Origin of the sequence: Tsukamurella soli (assembly GCF_039541155.1) — a bacterium.
In the GTDB taxonomy this organism is placed as follows: domain Bacteria; phylum Actinomycetota; class Actinomycetes; order Mycobacteriales; family Mycobacteriaceae; genus Tsukamurella; species Tsukamurella soli.
Genome location: NZ_BAABFR010000052.1, coordinates 1 through 15,974 on the forward strand (window position 1 = coordinate 1; position 15,974 = coordinate 15,974).

Here is a 15,974-nt window from a genome sequence, read left to right on the forward strand (position 1 = left end):
TGTCGTCTCCGCGGACCGCAACTGATGCGACAGGCCTTCAGCCGCTGCCTCAGGCTCCCGCTCCACCGTGTTCGTCATGCTGTCATCCTTCCGTGAGGAGGACTTACACAGACCATTTGACACGCCCGGCGCGCGCGGGCGCGGCGGACCGCCTCGTCGACGATGCGTTGCGCCACATCGGCCAATTTGCGGTGCTCGGCTTGGCTGATCGCGCGCAACTGCACGAACGTGTCTTCGGTGCTCCGTCCGCTGCGCCCCCGCAACACACCGATGGCCTGATCGATCACCGGTCGCGTGGACAGCGCGGTCTGCAATTGGGCTGCCAGCGTCATCGCCTGCGCGAGAACCTGCGCATTGCGCACCGCGACCGCCGGGGGTCTGGCGAACAGTTCTCCCAGCTCGGCGGCGTAATCGTCGAACACATCCTTCTCGTAGGCGTAGACGTTTATCGCACCGACCACCTCGTCATGGGACAGCAGCAGTGGCAGCGACAGCGCGCTATGCACCCCCAAGCGGCCCACCCGGGGGCCGAACCTCGGCCACATCTTCTCCCCACCCAACGATCCCGACCGCACCGTGCGGCCCTCCAGCGCCGCCGTGATGCAGGGCCCCTCCCGCAAGGTGACGTACTGGATGTGGTCGATCTCCTCGACGAACGGGGCACTCGCCGCCAACGCTTCCACCATCTGGTCCGTTCGGTCGACCCGCAACAATGTCACCCCGGCACCCGCGGCACCCGGGATCGCACGCACTGCGAAGGTCGCCACCTCCGCCAACAACTCGTGCAGGCCCAGACTGCCTGCCACCAACCCTGCCAGATCGCCGATGGCGACCTGTAGATCGGCGATGTCTGTGTGGGCTTGTCCGGTGTCCAGCAGCGGTGCCGGTACGGGTTCGGTTTCCTTGGTGAACTCGGTCATCCATTGTCCCCTGCGCTCATGTACTACCCGACTGAGCCCCGGCGCTCCCACGCGGAGCCTCAACGGGCCTTGCAGCACGACATCTACGGTGAGGGTCGACGGGTCAACAGTACCGCCGTCACCTGGCGACGATGTCTACCGGCGCCGGCCGGGGAGCGTTCAGCGCTGAGTAGCGCCCTGTCGGGAGTGGAGGAACAATCCCGGACGAGGTGTAGCGTTGAGGGGGCTGAGAGCCTCAGCTGGTTCGGGATGAGTTCGGCTGTCCGCCGCGGAACTCCAGGAGCATCGGCTCCGAGACCCCTACACGCCGGTGATCGTCTTCACCTCAGGATCACCATGACTGTTCCACATCCACACACTTTCTCCATTCTGTCGAAATCATTGATGCCACGGATGATGACGGTCGGCTACGAGCCGCCCGCGAGCACCTCGCCGCTCACCTCCTCGACAGGAGTCGGGCCATGCAAGGGCTGATCATCGTGATCGTGATCCTCGTCGTGCTGGGGCTTCTACTACTCGCGATGTCGGTGCGGATCGTCCAACAATACGAGCACGGCGTGCAGTTCCGCCTGGGTCGCGTGATCGGTGACCGCAAGCCGGGCTTGCGACTCATCATCCCGTTCGTCGATGTGCTGCACCGGATCTCGCTGCGGATCGTGACGATGCCGATCCAGTCCCAGGGCATCATCACCCGCGACAACGTCAGCGTCGATGTGTCCGCGGTCGCGTACTTCAAAGTCGTCGATGCGGTGAAATCCGTGGTCGCGATCGAGAACGTCGGCGCCGCGATCGACCAGATCGCTCAGACCACACTGCGGAAAGTCGTCGGCCAGCACACGCTGGACGAGACTCTGTCGGAAACCGACCGGATCAACCTCGACATCCAGACGATACTCGACGTCACCACCATCGAATGGGGTGTGAAGGTCACGCTGGTCGAACTCAAAGACATCCAATTGCCGGACAGCATGAAGCGCGCGATGGCGCGCCAAGCAGAGGCGGAGCGCGAGAAGCGTGCAAAAATCATTGCCGCCGAGGGTGAATCGCTGGCCGCGGCCGCATTGGGGGACGCCTCGGACACCATGATGGCGCACCCCCTGGCGCTGCAGCTACGCAACCTGCAGACCCTCGTGGAGCTGGGCGTCGACAAGAACACCACCGTGGTGTTCCCCGCCCCGTTGATGTCGACGATCGCCGAACTCGGGTCGTTCCTCGCTCGGGAGGGCGCCTCGGCTGTCGTACCGCAACCGCCTGTGCTTCCGGTCCCTATCGCTACTGCGCCCAACGGGTTCTCCTCTGCGGGAGGTCGGCAGTGAACACCACGCTGATGATGGACGTGATGTTGATTGCGGGGATTTCGTGGTTGCTGTTGCGGCACGGGCGATCCGCCAGAGCAGGAACTCGGGTGTCCGCGCCGGCGGTGCGGGCTGTGCGCGGGACGGTCGCTCTCGGGCTCGAGGACGATCCCGACCTGTGGCCCGCCGCACGCGGTGCGTGGACCGCACTGGACGAGCGCCAGATGACCCGGCTGCTACAGGATTCTGCGCCGGTCGAGGGGCCAGCCGTGAATCCGACGAACGCCCCTGTCAGCCACGTCGAGGACACCCCATGACGAGTACCCGGGTGCTGCCAGGTGCCCGCACACTGGAACCGGAACTGCTGCACCGGATGGACGCGTACTGGCGTGCCGCGAACTACCTGTCGGTCGGCCAGATCTATCTGTACGACAACCCGCTGCTGCGACGTCCGCTGGTGCTCTCGGATGTCAAGCCCCTTGTTGTCGGGCACTGGGGGACCACCCCGGGGCAGAACTTCATCTACGTGCATCTGAATCGGATCATCACGAAATACGACCTGGACATGTTCTACATCGCCGGACCCGGTCATGGTGGCCCGGCTCTGGTCGCGAATACCTACCTCGAGGGCTCCTACTCCGAGATCTACCCCGCCGTGAGCCAGGATGAAGCCGGGATGAAGCGACTGTTCACCCAGTTCTCCTTCCCCGGAGGGATTTCGAGTCATGTGGCGCCCACGACTCCGGGATCGATCCACGAGGGCGGAGAACTCGGCTACTCGCTGAGCCACGCGTTCGGAGCGGCGTTCGACAATCCGGATCTGATCGTGGCGTGCATCATCGGCGACGGCGAGGCTGAGACGGGCCCACTGGCCACCGCCTGGCATTCCACCAAGTTCCTCGACCCGGTCGGTGACGGGGCGGTCCTGCCGATCCTGCACCTGAACGGGTACAAGATCAGCAACCCGACGATCCTGGACCGCATCGAACCCGAGGAGCTCGACCAGTTCCTGCGCGGGTGCGGATGGGAGCCTCGCTACGTCGAAGGCAGCGACCCCGACGATATGCACGAAACGATGGCCACCGTCCTCGACGAGACGATAGAGACCATTCGCGCCATCCAGGACGTTGCTCGCGCCGGTGGCCACAGCACTCGCCCGCGATGGCCGATGATCGTGCTGCGCTCCCCGAAGGGCTGGACCGGCCCCGAAGTGGTCGATGGCCGACAGATCGAAGGCACGTTTCGGGCACACCAGGTCCCGCTGCTGGTCGACGAGGCGCATCCCGAGCATGTCGAACTTCTCGACGCCTGGATGCGCAGCTACAAGCCCGGCGAACTCTTCGATCGAACCGGGCGCCTGTTGCCTGAGCTGGCTGTGCTGGCTCCACGCGGACAGCGGCGGATGGGTGCCAACCCACATACCAACCCTGGTGTGCTGCGAGCGCTGGTGATGCCCGACTACCGCGCGTACGCGGTCACCGTCGACTCCCCAGGAGCCGTGAACGCCGAAGACACGCGCGTGCTCGGTACCCTGCTCGCTGACGTCATCGCCCTCAACGACGATGCACGCGACTTCCGGCTCTTCGGGCCTGACGAGACCTTGTCCAACATGCTCGGCGCGGTCTTCGAGGTCACCGATCGGCAGTGGGAGGCCCGTACCGTCGCCGGGGACGAATACCTTGCGCCCCAAGGGCGGGTTCTGGATTCGATGCTCAGTGAACATCAGAGCCAGGGCTGGTTGGAGGGCTACCTGCTGACCGGGCGGCACGGGATGTTCAACTGCTACGAGGCGTTCATCCACATCGTCGACTCGATGTTCAATCAGCACGCGAAGTGGCTCAAGGTCACCGCGCAACTCCCTTGGCGCCACGAGATCGCCTCACTGAACTACCTTCTCGCCTCGCACGTCTGGCAGCAGGACCACAACGGCTTCACCCACCAGGATCCCGGTTTCCTCGACCATGTGGTGAACAAGAAGGCGGACATCGTGCGGGTCTATCTCCCGCCGGATGCCAACACCCTGTTGTCGGTGGCTGATCACTGCCTGCGCAGCCGTCATTACGTCAATGTGATCGTCGCGGGCAAACGTGCGATGCCGCAGTGGCTCGACATCGAGCAGGCCGAGGCGCACTGCGCCGCAGGTATCGGCGTGTGGGACTGGGCGGGTAACGACTCTGGCGGCGACCCCGACGTGGTGCTCGGATGCTGCGGAGACACACCAACTCTGGAGGTGCTCGCGGCGGCGCAGATCTTGCGGGAACACCTGCCCGCGTTGAAGGTCCGTGTCGTCAACGTGGTGGATCTGATGAAGCTGCAGTCGGCCAGCGAGCACCCCCACGGACTCGACGACCGGGACTACGACGCCCTGTTCACCACCGACAAGTGCATCATCTTCGCCTTCCACGGCTACCCCAGTCTGATCCACCGACTCACCTATCGGCGCACCAACCACAACCTGCACGTGCGCGGCTACACAGAGGAGGGCACGATCACCACCGCCTTCGATATGCGAGTCCAGAACAAACTGGATCGCTTCCACCTCGTCATGGATGTCATCGACAGGCTGCCCGCACAAGGGGAGGCCGGCGATCGCCTCGCACGGTCGATGGCCGACAGACTCGTCGAACACACCCGGTACATCGACCGTCACGGCCGAGACCTCCCTGAAATCCGGGACTGGACCTGGAACCCCTCGCTATGACGACGGCAGCGGTGCTGCGGGTCATCTCGGTCGCGGCGCCGGACCCGCCACGCCTGATAGAGGCGGCGAACGCGTTGGTTGCCGCCGACAAGGGGATGCTCGCCATCGACGAGTCGATCGCAGAACCGTCGCGCCGGGAGATGATCGTGACCACCCCGAGCTCGCAGACAGCATCCTGCCGCCGTCGCCCACCACTGTCTCGATTCCCACACGAAGGCCGCCCGCACTCCGGTCGAGGTCGACGCCGCCTGGTGGACACCCCGACCGGCTGGGCCCAGACCCGGGTGCGTCGCACGTGGGGGAGCCGCGGCACCGTCGGCGTCGGGGCACTCCGGCCTCGTCCTATGCGCGCGACAGCTCGCGTTGTGCCAGCTCGACGGCCCCGCGCACCGGGTCCGCGGTGAGCACGCGGACATCGGTGTAACCGTGGTTCGCGAGTTGGGCGCGGATGCCCTGCTGCAGTGCGGACTGGTGGACGGCCAGACCGCCGGCCAGGATCACCGGCCCGGTCGAGCCGATCCGCTGGCCCACCGAGACGGCGATCGCGGCGAGCGCGGCGGCCGCCTCGTCGACGATTGCGCGGCTGGCCGGGTCGCCGGAGCTCGCGAGCTCGAAGACCACGCGCGCCCGACCGGCCCAGTAGCGACGCTCGGGCTGGGAATAGAAGTGATCGAGCAGTTCGGACGTGTCTTGCAACCCGCAGTCGGCGGCCAGCTGCTGACCGAGGCGGTCAGCGGCACCGTCGGCGTCGATGCAGGTCAGGGTGTGTCGTACGGCTTGCTTCGCGACCCAGTACCCGCTACCCTCGTCGCCGAGTAGGTAGCCCCACCCGCCGGCCCGCGCCCGTTTCGCGCCGGCCCGTCCCCAGGCGACGGCGCCGGTCCCGGAGATCACGGCGATGCCGTCGCGGACCCCGCCGGCGGCGAGGATCAGCTGGCTGTCGTGCACCACCTTGATCCGCGCGCCGGGCAGGCGGTCTGCGAGCAGTCGGGTGAGGACCGCGGCGCCGGCGGGGGTCTCGACGCCCGCGGCGCCCGCGCACACCGCGCGCACATCGTCGACGCCGAGCCGCGCGAGCGCGATGTCGAGCTGGCGCCCCGCCTCCGCCTGGCCCACCGACGCGATGTTGGCGCTGCCCGCCAGGGCCTCGGCGACGACGGCGCCGTCGACGGACTTGACGGCCTGGGTCTTGGAGCCTCCGATGTCGAGGCCGATCACGGTGGTCATCGGGCGTCCTCGGCGAGCGAGACACCGTCGGCCGGCCAGCTGCCGCCGTTCTGCCAGTAGTGCTGGATGTCCTCGAGCTTGCGGCCCTTGGTCTCCGGCGCGAACTTGAAGACGAACACGAACGCCGCCACGGTGAGGATCCCGAAGATCCCGAACGTCCAGGCGCCACCCAGGCCGTTGAGCAGCGACAGCGTGAACTGCGCGACCACCCAGTTGGCGGCCAGGTCGGCGGTGAGCATGGTGGACGAGCCGAGCGACCTCAGGCGTGCCGGGAACGCCTCGCCGGCATAGACCCAGACGAGCGAACCGAACCCGGAGGAGAAGCCGACGGTGACCAGCACCAGGCCGACGAAGCCGAGGATGCCCGCGGACTGGTTGGTGGCGAAGTCCCCGCCCGCCATCGTGTAGGCGACGATCATCACGACGAATGCGGCGATCATGATGCTGATGCCGGTGAGCAGGATGGGCCGGCGGCCGAAGCGGTCGATCGTGAACAGCGAGGCGATCACGGCGAGCAGGCCGAAGACCTGCACGAACGCGGGCAGCATGTACGAGCCGAAGTGGCCCTCGAAGCCCATGCTCTTGAAGATGTCGGGACTGTAGTAGATGATCGCGTTGATTCCGGTGATCTGGATGAAGAAGCCCAGTCCCACCACGAAGAACGTCGCCCGCAGGAACGGCTTGCGGAACAGTTCCCTGATGCCGCCGCCGGCCTCTTCGGCGAGCGCCTGGCGCATCTCGGTGATCTCGCCCTCGATGTCGCCGGCGGGCTCGATCCGGGTGAGAGTGGTGCGAGCCTCGGCCTCGCGGCCCTGACTCATGTACCAGCGCGCCGTGTCGGGCAGGCGGAACAACACCAGCGTCACGACCAACGCGGGAATCGCGGCGACGCCGAGCATCCACCGCCACGAGCTCTGCCCGAGGTCGGCGAGGAAGTACCCCAGCACGTAGCCGAGGATGATGCCGACGATCGTGGCGAACTGGTAGGTGACCAGCATGGCGCCACGCGACTTCGTGGGCGCCGACTCGGCGACGAACACGGGCACCACCACCACCGATACGCCGACCGTGAGGCCGAGTGCGAGGCGCGCGACGAGCAACAGTTCCGGGTTGGGCGCCAGCGCGCTGATCAGCGCGAACACCGCGTAGCAGGCGCCGACCGCGACCATCGACTTCTTGCGGCCGAAGCGGTTGGCGAGCCAGCCGGCCGCGATGGCGCCGAGAATCTCGCCGACCACGACCACCGAGGCCATAGCCTGCGTCATCCCGGACCCGAGGTGGTACTGCTGCGCGATGAAGTCCTTCGCCGCGCCGATGTTCGACGTGTCGTAGCCGTAGATCACGCCGAGGCTCGCCGCGGCGACTCCGACGAGGATGCCGAGCCCGGTGTTCCCGGACTTCGCAACCTGGGTGCTCATTCTTGTCTCCTACCGGGTGGCTACCGCGATGCTGGGCTGCCGCCGTAGTGGTGTATACCAATGTCAGTGAAACAAGAGTGGCATAGACCACTTTCGCCGTCAAGGGGTATCGTGAGACACATGGTAGAAGTGGTCGTACCGGGGGCCGCAGGCGCGCAGATGCCGCGCTATTTCCGTGCGAAAGTAACACTGCAGGAATGGATCTCGCGCCTCGGCGAGGGGGACTCGCTGCCGGCGGAGCGGCAGCTCGCCGAGCAGTTGGGGGTCTCGCGAACGACGCTGCGGAAGGCGCTCGCCGAGTTGTCGGCCGAGGGAGTACTGCGGCGCGAGCATGGCAGCGGCACCTATGTGGCGCCGCCCAAGGTGGTGCGGGTGCGCCAATTGACCTCGCTCACAGAGGATTTCGGCGTCAACGGCATGGCGGTCGGGTCACGCGTGCTGTCTGTGGACCACATCGCAGCCGACGGCGAGACGCTGCAGCAACTGGAGCTGCGGCCCGGCGCCAAGGTGTACCGCGTGACGCGGCTACGGACCCTGGACGACGAGCCGATCGCGATCGAGGTGGCGCACCTGCCGGGTCCGCTCCGGGGCCTCGGCGGTCGTCTGCACGCGGGGGACTCGCTCTATGAGCTACTGCGTGTGCAGTACGGCCGGGAGGTCGCGGCGGTGGAGGATGTGGTCGAGACCGCGCTCGCGACCCCGGTCGAGGCGGAGCTGCTGGAGGTGCCGCCCGGGCACCCGTTGCTGATGATCCACCGGCAGGGGCGAGACGGTGCCGGTGTCGTGATCGAGTGGACGCGGTGCGTGTACCGGGGCGACCGCTTCAAGTTCGTCGCGCGCGCGGCACGCAGCTGACCGCAGCTCGTGCCCCGGACGTGGGCGTGGCGTCGGGTCTGCTCAACACCTCCCGCCGGCTGGGTGGTTCCACTGGGCTCGCACTGCTGGTCGCCGTGGCGTCGACGGTGACGCGGTGAGATGTCGCTATCTGTTGTCACGCGGCAGGCCCGGCGGGTTGATCACCGACGTCGGCACGGCCTCGCTGGTCAGGTTCCACTTGGCGAGCACCTTCGCATAGTCACCGTTGCGGATCACCACATCGAGTGCGTCGCGCACCGCCCTGATCAGTCCGTCGTCCTTCTTGGTGGTGGCGGCGATCAGGCCCTGCAGCGTAGATCCGGCACCCGACACCGACCCGATGATCTTCGTCGCCTGCGGCGTCCCCTTGGTCTGCGCGACGTGGAAGGCCGATATGGGGTTCGGGCCGAAGTAGGCGTCGATCTGCCCCGACGCGAGCGCTGCGTAGACGCCGGTGTCGTCCTGGTAGTACTTGATGTCGATGCCCTTGTGGCCCTTGGCCTTCAGGTCGGTGTCGTACTGCTGCAGGATCTTCTCCTGGTTGGTCCCGGAGCCGACGGCCACAGTCTTGCCGTCGAAGGACTCGGGGCCGGTGAAGGTCAGCGTCGACGCAGCCGGCACCTCGACCGCCAGGTTGTCTTTGCGGTAGGTCGCGAAGTCGTACTTGTCCTTACGAGCCTCGGTGACCGTGATGTTGGAGACGCCGAGGTCGTAGCGGCCGCTGTCGATGCCGAGGAACAGACCCTCCCAGGAGGTGTTCACCGACTGCAGCTTCAGCCCGAGCACCCCGGCGATCAGCTGGGAGATGTCGATCTCGTCGCCGATGAACACGCTGTCGTCGTCACTGGCGGGGAACGCGAACGGTGGATCCCCCGCCCCGGCGCCCTGCGCGATCACGATCGTGCCCCGCTTGCGGATCGCCTCCGGGACCTCGGCGGCCACCGTCGGGTCCGCGGCCGGCACGATGCGGTCCTGCTTCGCCGACAGGTTCAGCACGCCACCCGCGCCGTTGGCGACGCTCGCCGTGGTCGCGTCGGTGGCGGCGGATCCGCACGCGGTCGTGGCGGCCATCACTACGGCGGCGAGGGCGACGGCCAGGGACTTGCTGGGGTGCACGGGGATTCGGTTCCTCTCGAAGGGGTGACGCGGGAGCGGAGTGGGGAGTGACGCGGAGGATCAGGCCCGACGGTGACTCGCGACGAACAGCCGCGCGCGGTCGGTGGGCGGGGTGTCGAAGAACGCGGACGGTCGGCCGCTCGCGGCGATGCGCCCCGAGTCCATGAACAGCACCCGGTCCGCGATCCGGCGGGCGAAGCCCAGCTCGTGGGTCACCACGACCAGCGTGCGACCCTCGGCGGCGAGCTCGGCGATCACCCGGTGCACCTCGTCGACCAACTCGGGGTCGAGCGCGGATGTGGGTTCATCGAACAGCAGCAGGCTGGGGTCGAGGGCGAGCGCGCGGGCGATCGCCACCCGCTGCTGCTGGCCCCCGGACAGCTGCCGTGGGTAGTGTCCGGCGTGGTCGGCGAGCCCGACCCGATCGAGCAACCGCCGCGCCCGCTCGCGGGCATCGGCCCGGCTGCGCCGCAGCGCCGACACCTGCGCCTCGACGATGTTGTCGAGCGCGGTGAGATGCGGGAACAGGTTGAAGTGCTGGAACACGAAGCCGATCCGTGCCCGCTGCCGGCGCACCCGGCCCTCGCCGAGCGCCACCAGGTGGTCGCCCCGGCGCCGGACACCGATGAGCTCGCCGTCCAGGCGGACGACGCCGGACGTCGGCTCCTCGAGCCGGTTGAGGGTCCGTAGCAGCGTCGACTTCCCGGACCCGGACGGTCCGATGATCGCGACCACCTCGCCGGGCGCGATGGTCAGATCGATGCCGCGCAGCACCTCGGTGTCGCCGTACGATTTCGTCAGCGCCGCCACCTCGAGCCGGGGGACGGTCGCCAGTGCGGGCCGCTCGGCAGCGGGGGCGCTCACGCGACGACCTCCGTCCGCACGGCCGCCGCCGACCGTACGGCGGTGTCCCGCGAGCCGCGGCTCAGCCGCTGCTCCACGAGATGCTGGACGATCGACAACAGCGTGGTCAGTGCGGCGTACCACGCGACGGCCACCAGCAGCAGCGGGATGATCCGGCCGTTGCGGCCGTAGATCACCTGCACGCGGTAGAACAGGTCCGGCAGGGCCAGGATGAACACCGCCGACGTGCCCTTGAGCAGCCCGATCACCTCGTTGACCGCGGCCGGCGTGATGATCCGTAGCGCCTGCGGGGCGGTGATGCGGTAGAAGTGCCGCCACCGCGGGATGCCCAGCGCGCGGGCCGCCTCGTGCTGGCCGGGATCGACGCCGAGGATCCCGGCGCGCACGATCTCGGAGCCGTAGGCGGCCTGGTGCAGCACGATTCCGACGACCGCGGCCGCGAACGGCGACAGTAGGTCCTTGGTGGCGGAGCTCCCGAACGTCGGACCGAAGGGGATGCCGATCCCGATCACCGGGTACAGCGCCCCGAGATAGCCCCAGAACAGGATCTGCACGATCAGCGGCACCGAACGGAAGACCCACGTGAAGCCGAAGCTGAATGCGGCGAGGACCCGGTTGCCGGACAGCCGGGCGGCGGCGAGCCCGATCCCCAGCACGAATCCGGCCACCGCACCGATCACCGTGAGCTCGATCGTCAGCCACAGCGCTTCGAGGATGGTGGGGCTGACTATGTAGGCGGCGAACGTCGGCCAGTCGTAGCGCGGGTTGGTCGACGCGCTCACCACGAGCTGCGCGAGCAGCAGCGCGGCCACCGCGACGGCGAGCCACCGGCCCACGCGCAGACGGTGCCGCACGGTCAGTCCGGCGAGCGCGGCGAGGTCCGGCGCCACCCCCTCTCCGGCGGTCTGCGTCACGGGCGGCGTTGCCGCCGACGACGGTGACGGTGCGGCCGCGGTCATCGGACCTCTCCGGTACCCGCGACGGACGGCGCGACGCTTGCAGTGGCCGGCGGCGCGACGAACGTGAGGTCGAGGCGCGACCGAAGCGTGAAGCCCAAGTGCTCGTACAGCGCGATGGCGCGGGTGTTGGTGGCGGCGGTGTGCAGGAACGGCACCTCGCCGCGATCCCGGATCCCCGCGCCGACCGCACGGATCAATCGCGTCGCCAGGCCGCGCCCGCGGTAGGCGGGATCGGTGCAGACGGCGCTGATCTCGGTCCAGCCCGGCGGATGCAGCCGTTCCCCGGCGACTGCCACGAGCCGGTCTCCGTCGTGGATCCCCAGGTAGGTCCCCAGCTCGATGGTGCGGGGTGTGAACGGACCCGGGCGGGTGCGGGCGACCAGATCCAGGATCGACGGCACGTCGCAGGGGCCGAGCACGACTACCCCGGGGTCGCGCGCGGGTTCGGATGCGCGGGTTGCGGCCTCCGCTCGTACCTCGCTGCGGCCGAACCCGACGGGGCCGGATGCGCGGGTTGCGGCCTCCGCTCGTACCTCGCTGCGGCCGAACCCGACGGGGCCGGATGCGCGGGTTGCGGCCTCCGCTCGTACCTCGCTGCGGCCGAACCCGACGGCTAGCCCCGTGCCGTCGAACTGCACCAGTCCGATCGACCCGCGAACACGCCAGCCCGCCGGCACCGTCGTCTCGAGCCCGCGGAGCGCCAGCTCCTCGCCCGGCTCCGCGAGGGCGGCGAGCGCGTCCCACTGCGCGGCCGTCGGCCGGCGCGGGAACCCCACGAAGCGGGCGACCGGCGGGCTGTACCGCACCACCGCCCCCGTGCCGACGCGGAACCGGGAGTGCGCCCCGTGCAGCGAGGCGGTCACGGGGTCGTCCAGCACATGCGAGGTCACGGTGGTCATGGGCTGGAATGGTTCCGGACGATCCGTCGATCGTGAACGACTACAACCATCGTGATTCGTCCGGCCCGGGAGGCGGCCACCGGGCGTCTCGGCGGTCGGGGGATAATCGATCCTGTGACTCTCCCAACCGCCAGCAGCGGCCTCGCCGAACCGTCCGGATACGAACCCGACGCGGGCGGGCACTGGGGGCTGTACGGCGGGCGGCACGTGCCCGAGGCGCTGATGGCCGTCATCGAGGAGGTCACCGCAGAGTTCGAGAAGGTGCGCACCGACCGCACCTTCCTCGCCGAGCTGGACCGTCTGCAGGCCGTGTACACCGGCCGCCCGTCGCCGCTGTACCCGTGCGTCCGCCTCAACGAGCACGCCGGCGGAGCCAAGCTGTTCCTCAAGCGCGAGGACCTCAACCACACCGGCTCGCACAAGATCAACAACGTCCTCGGCCAGGTGCTGCTCGCTCAGCGGATGGGCAAGACCCGCGTGATCGCCGAGACCGGCGCCGGCCAGCACGGCGTCGCCACCGCCACCGCCTGTGCGCTGCTCGGCATCGACTGCGTGATCTACATGGGGAAGGTCGACACCGACCGCCAGGCCCTCAACGTCGCCCGGATGCGGCTGTTGGGCGCCGAGGTGATCGCCGTGGCGTCCGGCTCGGCAACCCTGAAGGACGCCATCAACGAGGCGCTGCGCGACTGGGTCACCAACGCGGACGACACCTACTACGCATTCGGCACCGCCGCCGGTCCGCACCCCTTCCCCCTCATGGTGCGCGACTTGCAGCGCATCGTCGGGCTCGAGGCGCGCGAGCAGATCCAGACCCTCACGGGGCGGCTGCCCGACGCCGTCGTCGCCTGCGTGGGCGGCGGGTCCAACGCGATCGGCATCTTCCACCCCTTCATCGCCGACGCCGGGGTCGAGCTGGTCGGCTGCGAGGCTGCCGGCGACGGTGTCGAGACCGGCCGGCACGCGGCCACCATCACCGGCGGCACGCCGGGCGCGTTCCAGGGCGCGTACTCGTACCTGCTGCAGGACGAGGACGGCCAGACCATCGAGAGCCACTCGATCTCTGCGGGCCTCGACTACCCGGGCGTCGGCCCGGAGCACGCGCAGCTGCGCGATTCCGGTCGCGCGCGGTACATCCCGATCACCGACGCGGAGGCGATGGACGCGTTCGCGCTGCTCTGCCGCACCGAGGGCATCATCCCCGCGATCGAGTCCGCGCACGCAGTGGCGGGCGCGCTGAAGGTGGGGGCCGAGCTGGGGGAGGGCGCGAACGTCGTCGTGTCCTTGTCGGGCCGCGGCGACAAGGACGTCGACACGGCGGGCAGGTGGTTCGGACTACTCGACTCGGACGGGAACGTGGTGGGGCAGAAGGTCGTCGGCGCGGATTTGTCGAACATCTACGCACGCGAGACGTCGGCGACCGAGGCACAGGAGGAGACCAAGTGAGCGCGCTTGCGCCCGTGTTCGAGACGTGCCACGCGGAGAACCGCGCGGCCCTGGTGACGTACCTGCCCTGCGGGTACCCCACGCGGGACGGTGCGGTGGCGGCGATGGTGGCGATGGTCGAGTCGGGCGCCGACATCGTGGAACTCGGCGTCGCGTACAGCGACCCCGTCATGGACGGGCCGGTCATCCAGCGTGCCGCCGACCAGGCGCTGCACGGCGGCATCCGCGTCAAGGACGTGTTCCCCGCCGCGCAGGCGGTCGCGGACGCGGGCGGAGCGCCGGTGGTGATGACGTACTGGAACCCGGTGCTGCAGTACGGCGTCGAGAGGTTCGCACGCGACCTCGCAGCGGCGGGCGGACGCGGCGTGATCACGCCCAACCTGATCCCGGATGAGGCGGCCGAGTGGATCGCCGCCGCCGACGCCCACGGCCTGGACAAGATCTTCCTGGTCGCGCCGTCCTCGACGCCCGAGCGGCTGGCGATGACGGCGAACGCCTCGTCCGGATTCCTGTACGCGGCGTCCACGATGGGCGTCACCGGCGCCCGCGACACCGTCGACAACGTCGCACCCGAGCTGGTCGCGCGGGTGCGTGAGCTGTCGGACATCCCGGTCGGCGTCGGCCTCGGGGTGCGCAGTCGCGCCCAGGCTGCCGAGATCGCCGCCTACGCCGACGCGGTGATCGTGGGGTCCGCTCTGGTCAGCGCGGCGGGCGGCTCGCTCGACGACGTGCGGTCGCTGACCGCCGAGCTGGCCGCGGGCGTCCGCGAGGGCAGGGCCTGACCGTTCCCCGCGGCCGCGGCGGATCGGGACACCGCGGTCAGCTGCCTGCCGCGGCGTGAGTCGACGATGCTGAACGCCGCCCGATCGGGCCGGTAGCGGTCGTCCGCGCACCCGAACTGGCGCCCCGCCCGGTCGGACGAGACTCGTCGCTCCCGCAGGAGTGGCGTGTCGGCGCCGCCTCCCGCGTCCACCGAACGACCGTCCACCGAACGACCGTCCACCGAACGATCGCAGTGTGCCGACGTGACGAGCGGGCACACGCCACGCCGTGAGGACCGTTATACACGTCAACGTAGGCTTCCTGTGCGAGGATGAATAAGAGCGGCGTGGAGGTACGCATGGGTGAGTTCGCGGGTTCGGCGCGCACCGCCGTGGCCGCGGTCCTGGACAGTGCGGCCTGGCGCGACGTCGGTACTCGGGAATACCGATTCTTCACCGAGTCGATCCGCCGCCAGCCGCGCATGGAACGCATGTTCTGCCGGGCGGTCGGGACGTGTTGTGTGGTGATCGGGCTGCTCAACGTGGGTATCCAAGGAAACCCGCTCGGCCCCCACGGCGCGGTTCAGCGCCTGATCAACCTCATGGTCACCCTCAGCTGTCTGGTCGCGGGCCTGTGGTGGGTCCGACGGTCGTGGCCCTCACGCGGTGGCGCCCTGGCGTTCGTCGTGTGGGTCGACCTCGCCTCGGTGACCAACGTCTGGGCGATCGACTCGCCTGAGGCCCGGTTCGGAATCGCCTGCATCATCTCGTTCGGCGGTCTCTACGCGAGCGTCGCATTGGGTTGGCGGGTGGTCGCCGCGCACTGCATGTTCGGCGTCGTCTACATCGCCGGCCTCGTGTGGCTGGCCGTCGCGGTCGAGGGCCGCGTCCTGTGGCCGCTGATGCCCTTCGTCACCGTGCCCCTGACGGTGGTGGTGGCGGTTCCCGGCATCGTCCAGTTCATCGTGGAGATGGCGCGCCGCGAGGCGCAGGTCGTGACGGCGGAGTCGACCCTCGACCCGCTCACCGGGGTGCTCAACCGCCGCGGCTGGCGGATGCGCGCCCAGCGGTTCGTCGGTGATCACCGGGCCCCGGGAGTGGTCGTTGTAGCGGTGCTCGACATCGACGACTTCAAGCAGGTCAACGACGGTGGCGGGCATGCCTTCGGGGACGCCGTGCTGCGCGCCATGGCGCAGCGGCTGGTCGCGAACCGCGACGTGGCGTCTGTGGCGCGCCTGGGCGGTGACGAGTTCGTCGTCGCCGCGCGGCTACCCGGGGAGGCGCAGCTCCCCGCTTTCGCCGCGTGCCTGGGCGAGCGGCTGTTCGCCGACCGGCCCACCCCGGTCACCGTCAGCGTCGGCGTCGCCTACGTGGCCGCCGCCGGTGCCGCGCCTACGGCGTCGGACCTCGAGGTGGCCGCCGACCGCGCTATGTACACCGCGAAGCGGGCCGGTGGAGACGGCTACGTCGTCGTCGAACATCGGGCGGCCTAGGGTCTGACGCGCGGTTATCG

At 68.9% G+C, this 15,974-nt stretch carries 14 protein-coding genes; 7 read left to right on the forward strand and 7 right to left on the reverse strand.

What is annotated here, in order from left to right:
- Positions 1–74: 74 nt before the first annotated feature.
- Positions 75–920, reverse strand: a complete 846-nt coding sequence (locus tag ABD908_RS15980) for a GAF and ANTAR domain-containing protein (RefSeq protein WP_344997667.1) — start codon at positions 918–920, stop codon at positions 75–77.
- A 521-nt stretch (positions 921–1,441) separates the two neighbouring features.
- Here ABD908_RS15980 and ABD908_RS15985 point away from each other — a divergent pair.
- The 3 genes from ABD908_RS15985 to ABD908_RS15995 are packed head-to-tail and all read left to right on the forward strand — an operon-like array spanning position 1,442 to position 4,916.
- On the forward strand, positions 1,442–2,236 hold the full coding sequence (locus ABD908_RS15985) for a slipin family protein (RefSeq protein WP_385924346.1): 795 nt from the start codon (positions 1,442–1,444) through the stop codon (positions 2,234–2,236).
- Positions 2,233–2,532, forward strand: a complete 300-nt coding sequence (locus ABD908_RS15990) for a hypothetical protein (RefSeq protein WP_344997671.1) — start codon at positions 2,233–2,235, stop codon at positions 2,530–2,532. Before ABD908_RS15985 ends, ABD908_RS15990 begins: the two co-directional genes overlap by 4 nt.
- Positions 2,529–4,916 (forward strand): phosphoketolase family protein, encoded by a 2,388-nt coding sequence (locus ABD908_RS15995; RefSeq protein WP_344997673.1) that lies wholly within the window; start codon positions 2,529–2,531, stop codon positions 4,914–4,916. Before ABD908_RS15990 ends, ABD908_RS15995 begins: the two co-directional genes overlap by 4 nt.
- Before the next feature lie 342 nt (positions 4,917–5,258).
- On the opposite strand, the gene ABD908_RS16000 is transcribed toward ABD908_RS15995, so the two are convergent.
- Entirely contained in the window at positions 5,259–6,143 is an 885-nt protein-coding gene (locus ABD908_RS16000; protein ID WP_344997675.1) for an N-acetylglucosamine kinase, read from the reverse strand.
- On the reverse strand, positions 6,140–7,561 hold the full coding sequence (locus ABD908_RS16005) for a sugar porter family MFS transporter (protein ID WP_344997677.1): 1,422 nt from the start codon (positions 7,559–7,561) through the stop codon (positions 6,140–6,142). The genes ABD908_RS16000 and ABD908_RS16005 overlap by 4 nt, the downstream gene beginning before the upstream one ends.
- A 120-nt stretch (positions 7,562–7,681) precedes the next feature.
- Here ABD908_RS16005 and ABD908_RS16010 point away from each other — a divergent pair, with 120 nt between their 5' ends.
- Positions 7,682–8,416, forward strand: a complete 735-nt coding sequence (locus ABD908_RS16010; protein ID WP_344997679.1) for a GntR family transcriptional regulator — start codon at positions 7,682–7,684, stop codon at positions 8,414–8,416.
- Positions 8,417–8,542: 126 nt separating this feature from the next.
- Here ABD908_RS16010 and ABD908_RS16015 read toward each other — a convergent pair whose 3' ends face one another.
- Genes ABD908_RS16015 through ABD908_RS16030 form a run of 4 tightly spaced genes read right to left on the reverse strand, consistent with a single transcriptional unit; the run spans position 8,543 to position 12,254 of the window.
- Positions 8,543–9,532, reverse strand: a complete 990-nt coding sequence (locus ABD908_RS16015) for an ABC transporter substrate-binding protein (RefSeq protein ID WP_344997681.1) — start codon at positions 9,530–9,532, stop codon at positions 8,543–8,545.
- A 60-nt stretch (positions 9,533–9,592) separates the two neighbouring features.
- Positions 9,593–10,396: an amino acid ABC transporter ATP-binding protein gene (locus ABD908_RS16020; protein ID WP_425584388.1), complete on the reverse strand. Its 804-nt coding sequence runs from the start codon at positions 10,394–10,396 to the stop codon at positions 9,593–9,595.
- The gene (locus ABD908_RS16025; protein WP_344997683.1) at positions 10,393–11,355 is read right to left on the reverse strand and encodes an amino acid ABC transporter permease; all 963 of its coding nucleotides are present in this window, start codon (positions 11,353–11,355) and stop codon (positions 10,393–10,395) included. The genes ABD908_RS16020 and ABD908_RS16025 overlap by 4 nt, the downstream gene beginning before the upstream one ends.
- Entirely contained in the window at positions 11,352–12,254 is a 903-nt protein-coding gene (locus tag ABD908_RS16030; RefSeq protein ID WP_344997685.1) for a GNAT family N-acetyltransferase, read from the reverse strand. Before ABD908_RS16030 ends, ABD908_RS16025 begins: the two co-directional genes overlap by 4 nt.
- A gap of 114 nt (positions 12,255–12,368) precedes the next feature.
- Between ABD908_RS16030 and trpB the strand changes: the two genes are divergently transcribed.
- From trpB to ABD908_RS16050, 3 genes are all read left to right on the forward strand, one after another.
- Entirely contained in the window at positions 12,369–13,700 is a 1,332-nt protein-coding gene (gene trpB / locus ABD908_RS16035) for a tryptophan synthase subunit beta (RefSeq protein WP_344997687.1), read from the forward strand.
- The gene (gene trpA / locus ABD908_RS16040) at positions 13,697–14,482 is read left to right on the forward strand and encodes a tryptophan synthase subunit alpha (RefSeq protein WP_344997689.1); all 786 of its coding nucleotides are present in this window, start codon (positions 13,697–13,699) and stop codon (positions 14,480–14,482) included. Before trpB ends, trpA begins: the two co-directional genes overlap by 4 nt.
- A gap of 338 nt (positions 14,483–14,820) precedes the next feature.
- A complete protein-coding gene (locus ABD908_RS16050; protein WP_344997691.1) occupies positions 14,821–15,954 on the forward strand; it encodes a GGDEF domain-containing protein in 1,134 nt (377 codons plus the stop codon).
- Positions 15,955–15,974: the final 20 nt, after the last annotated feature.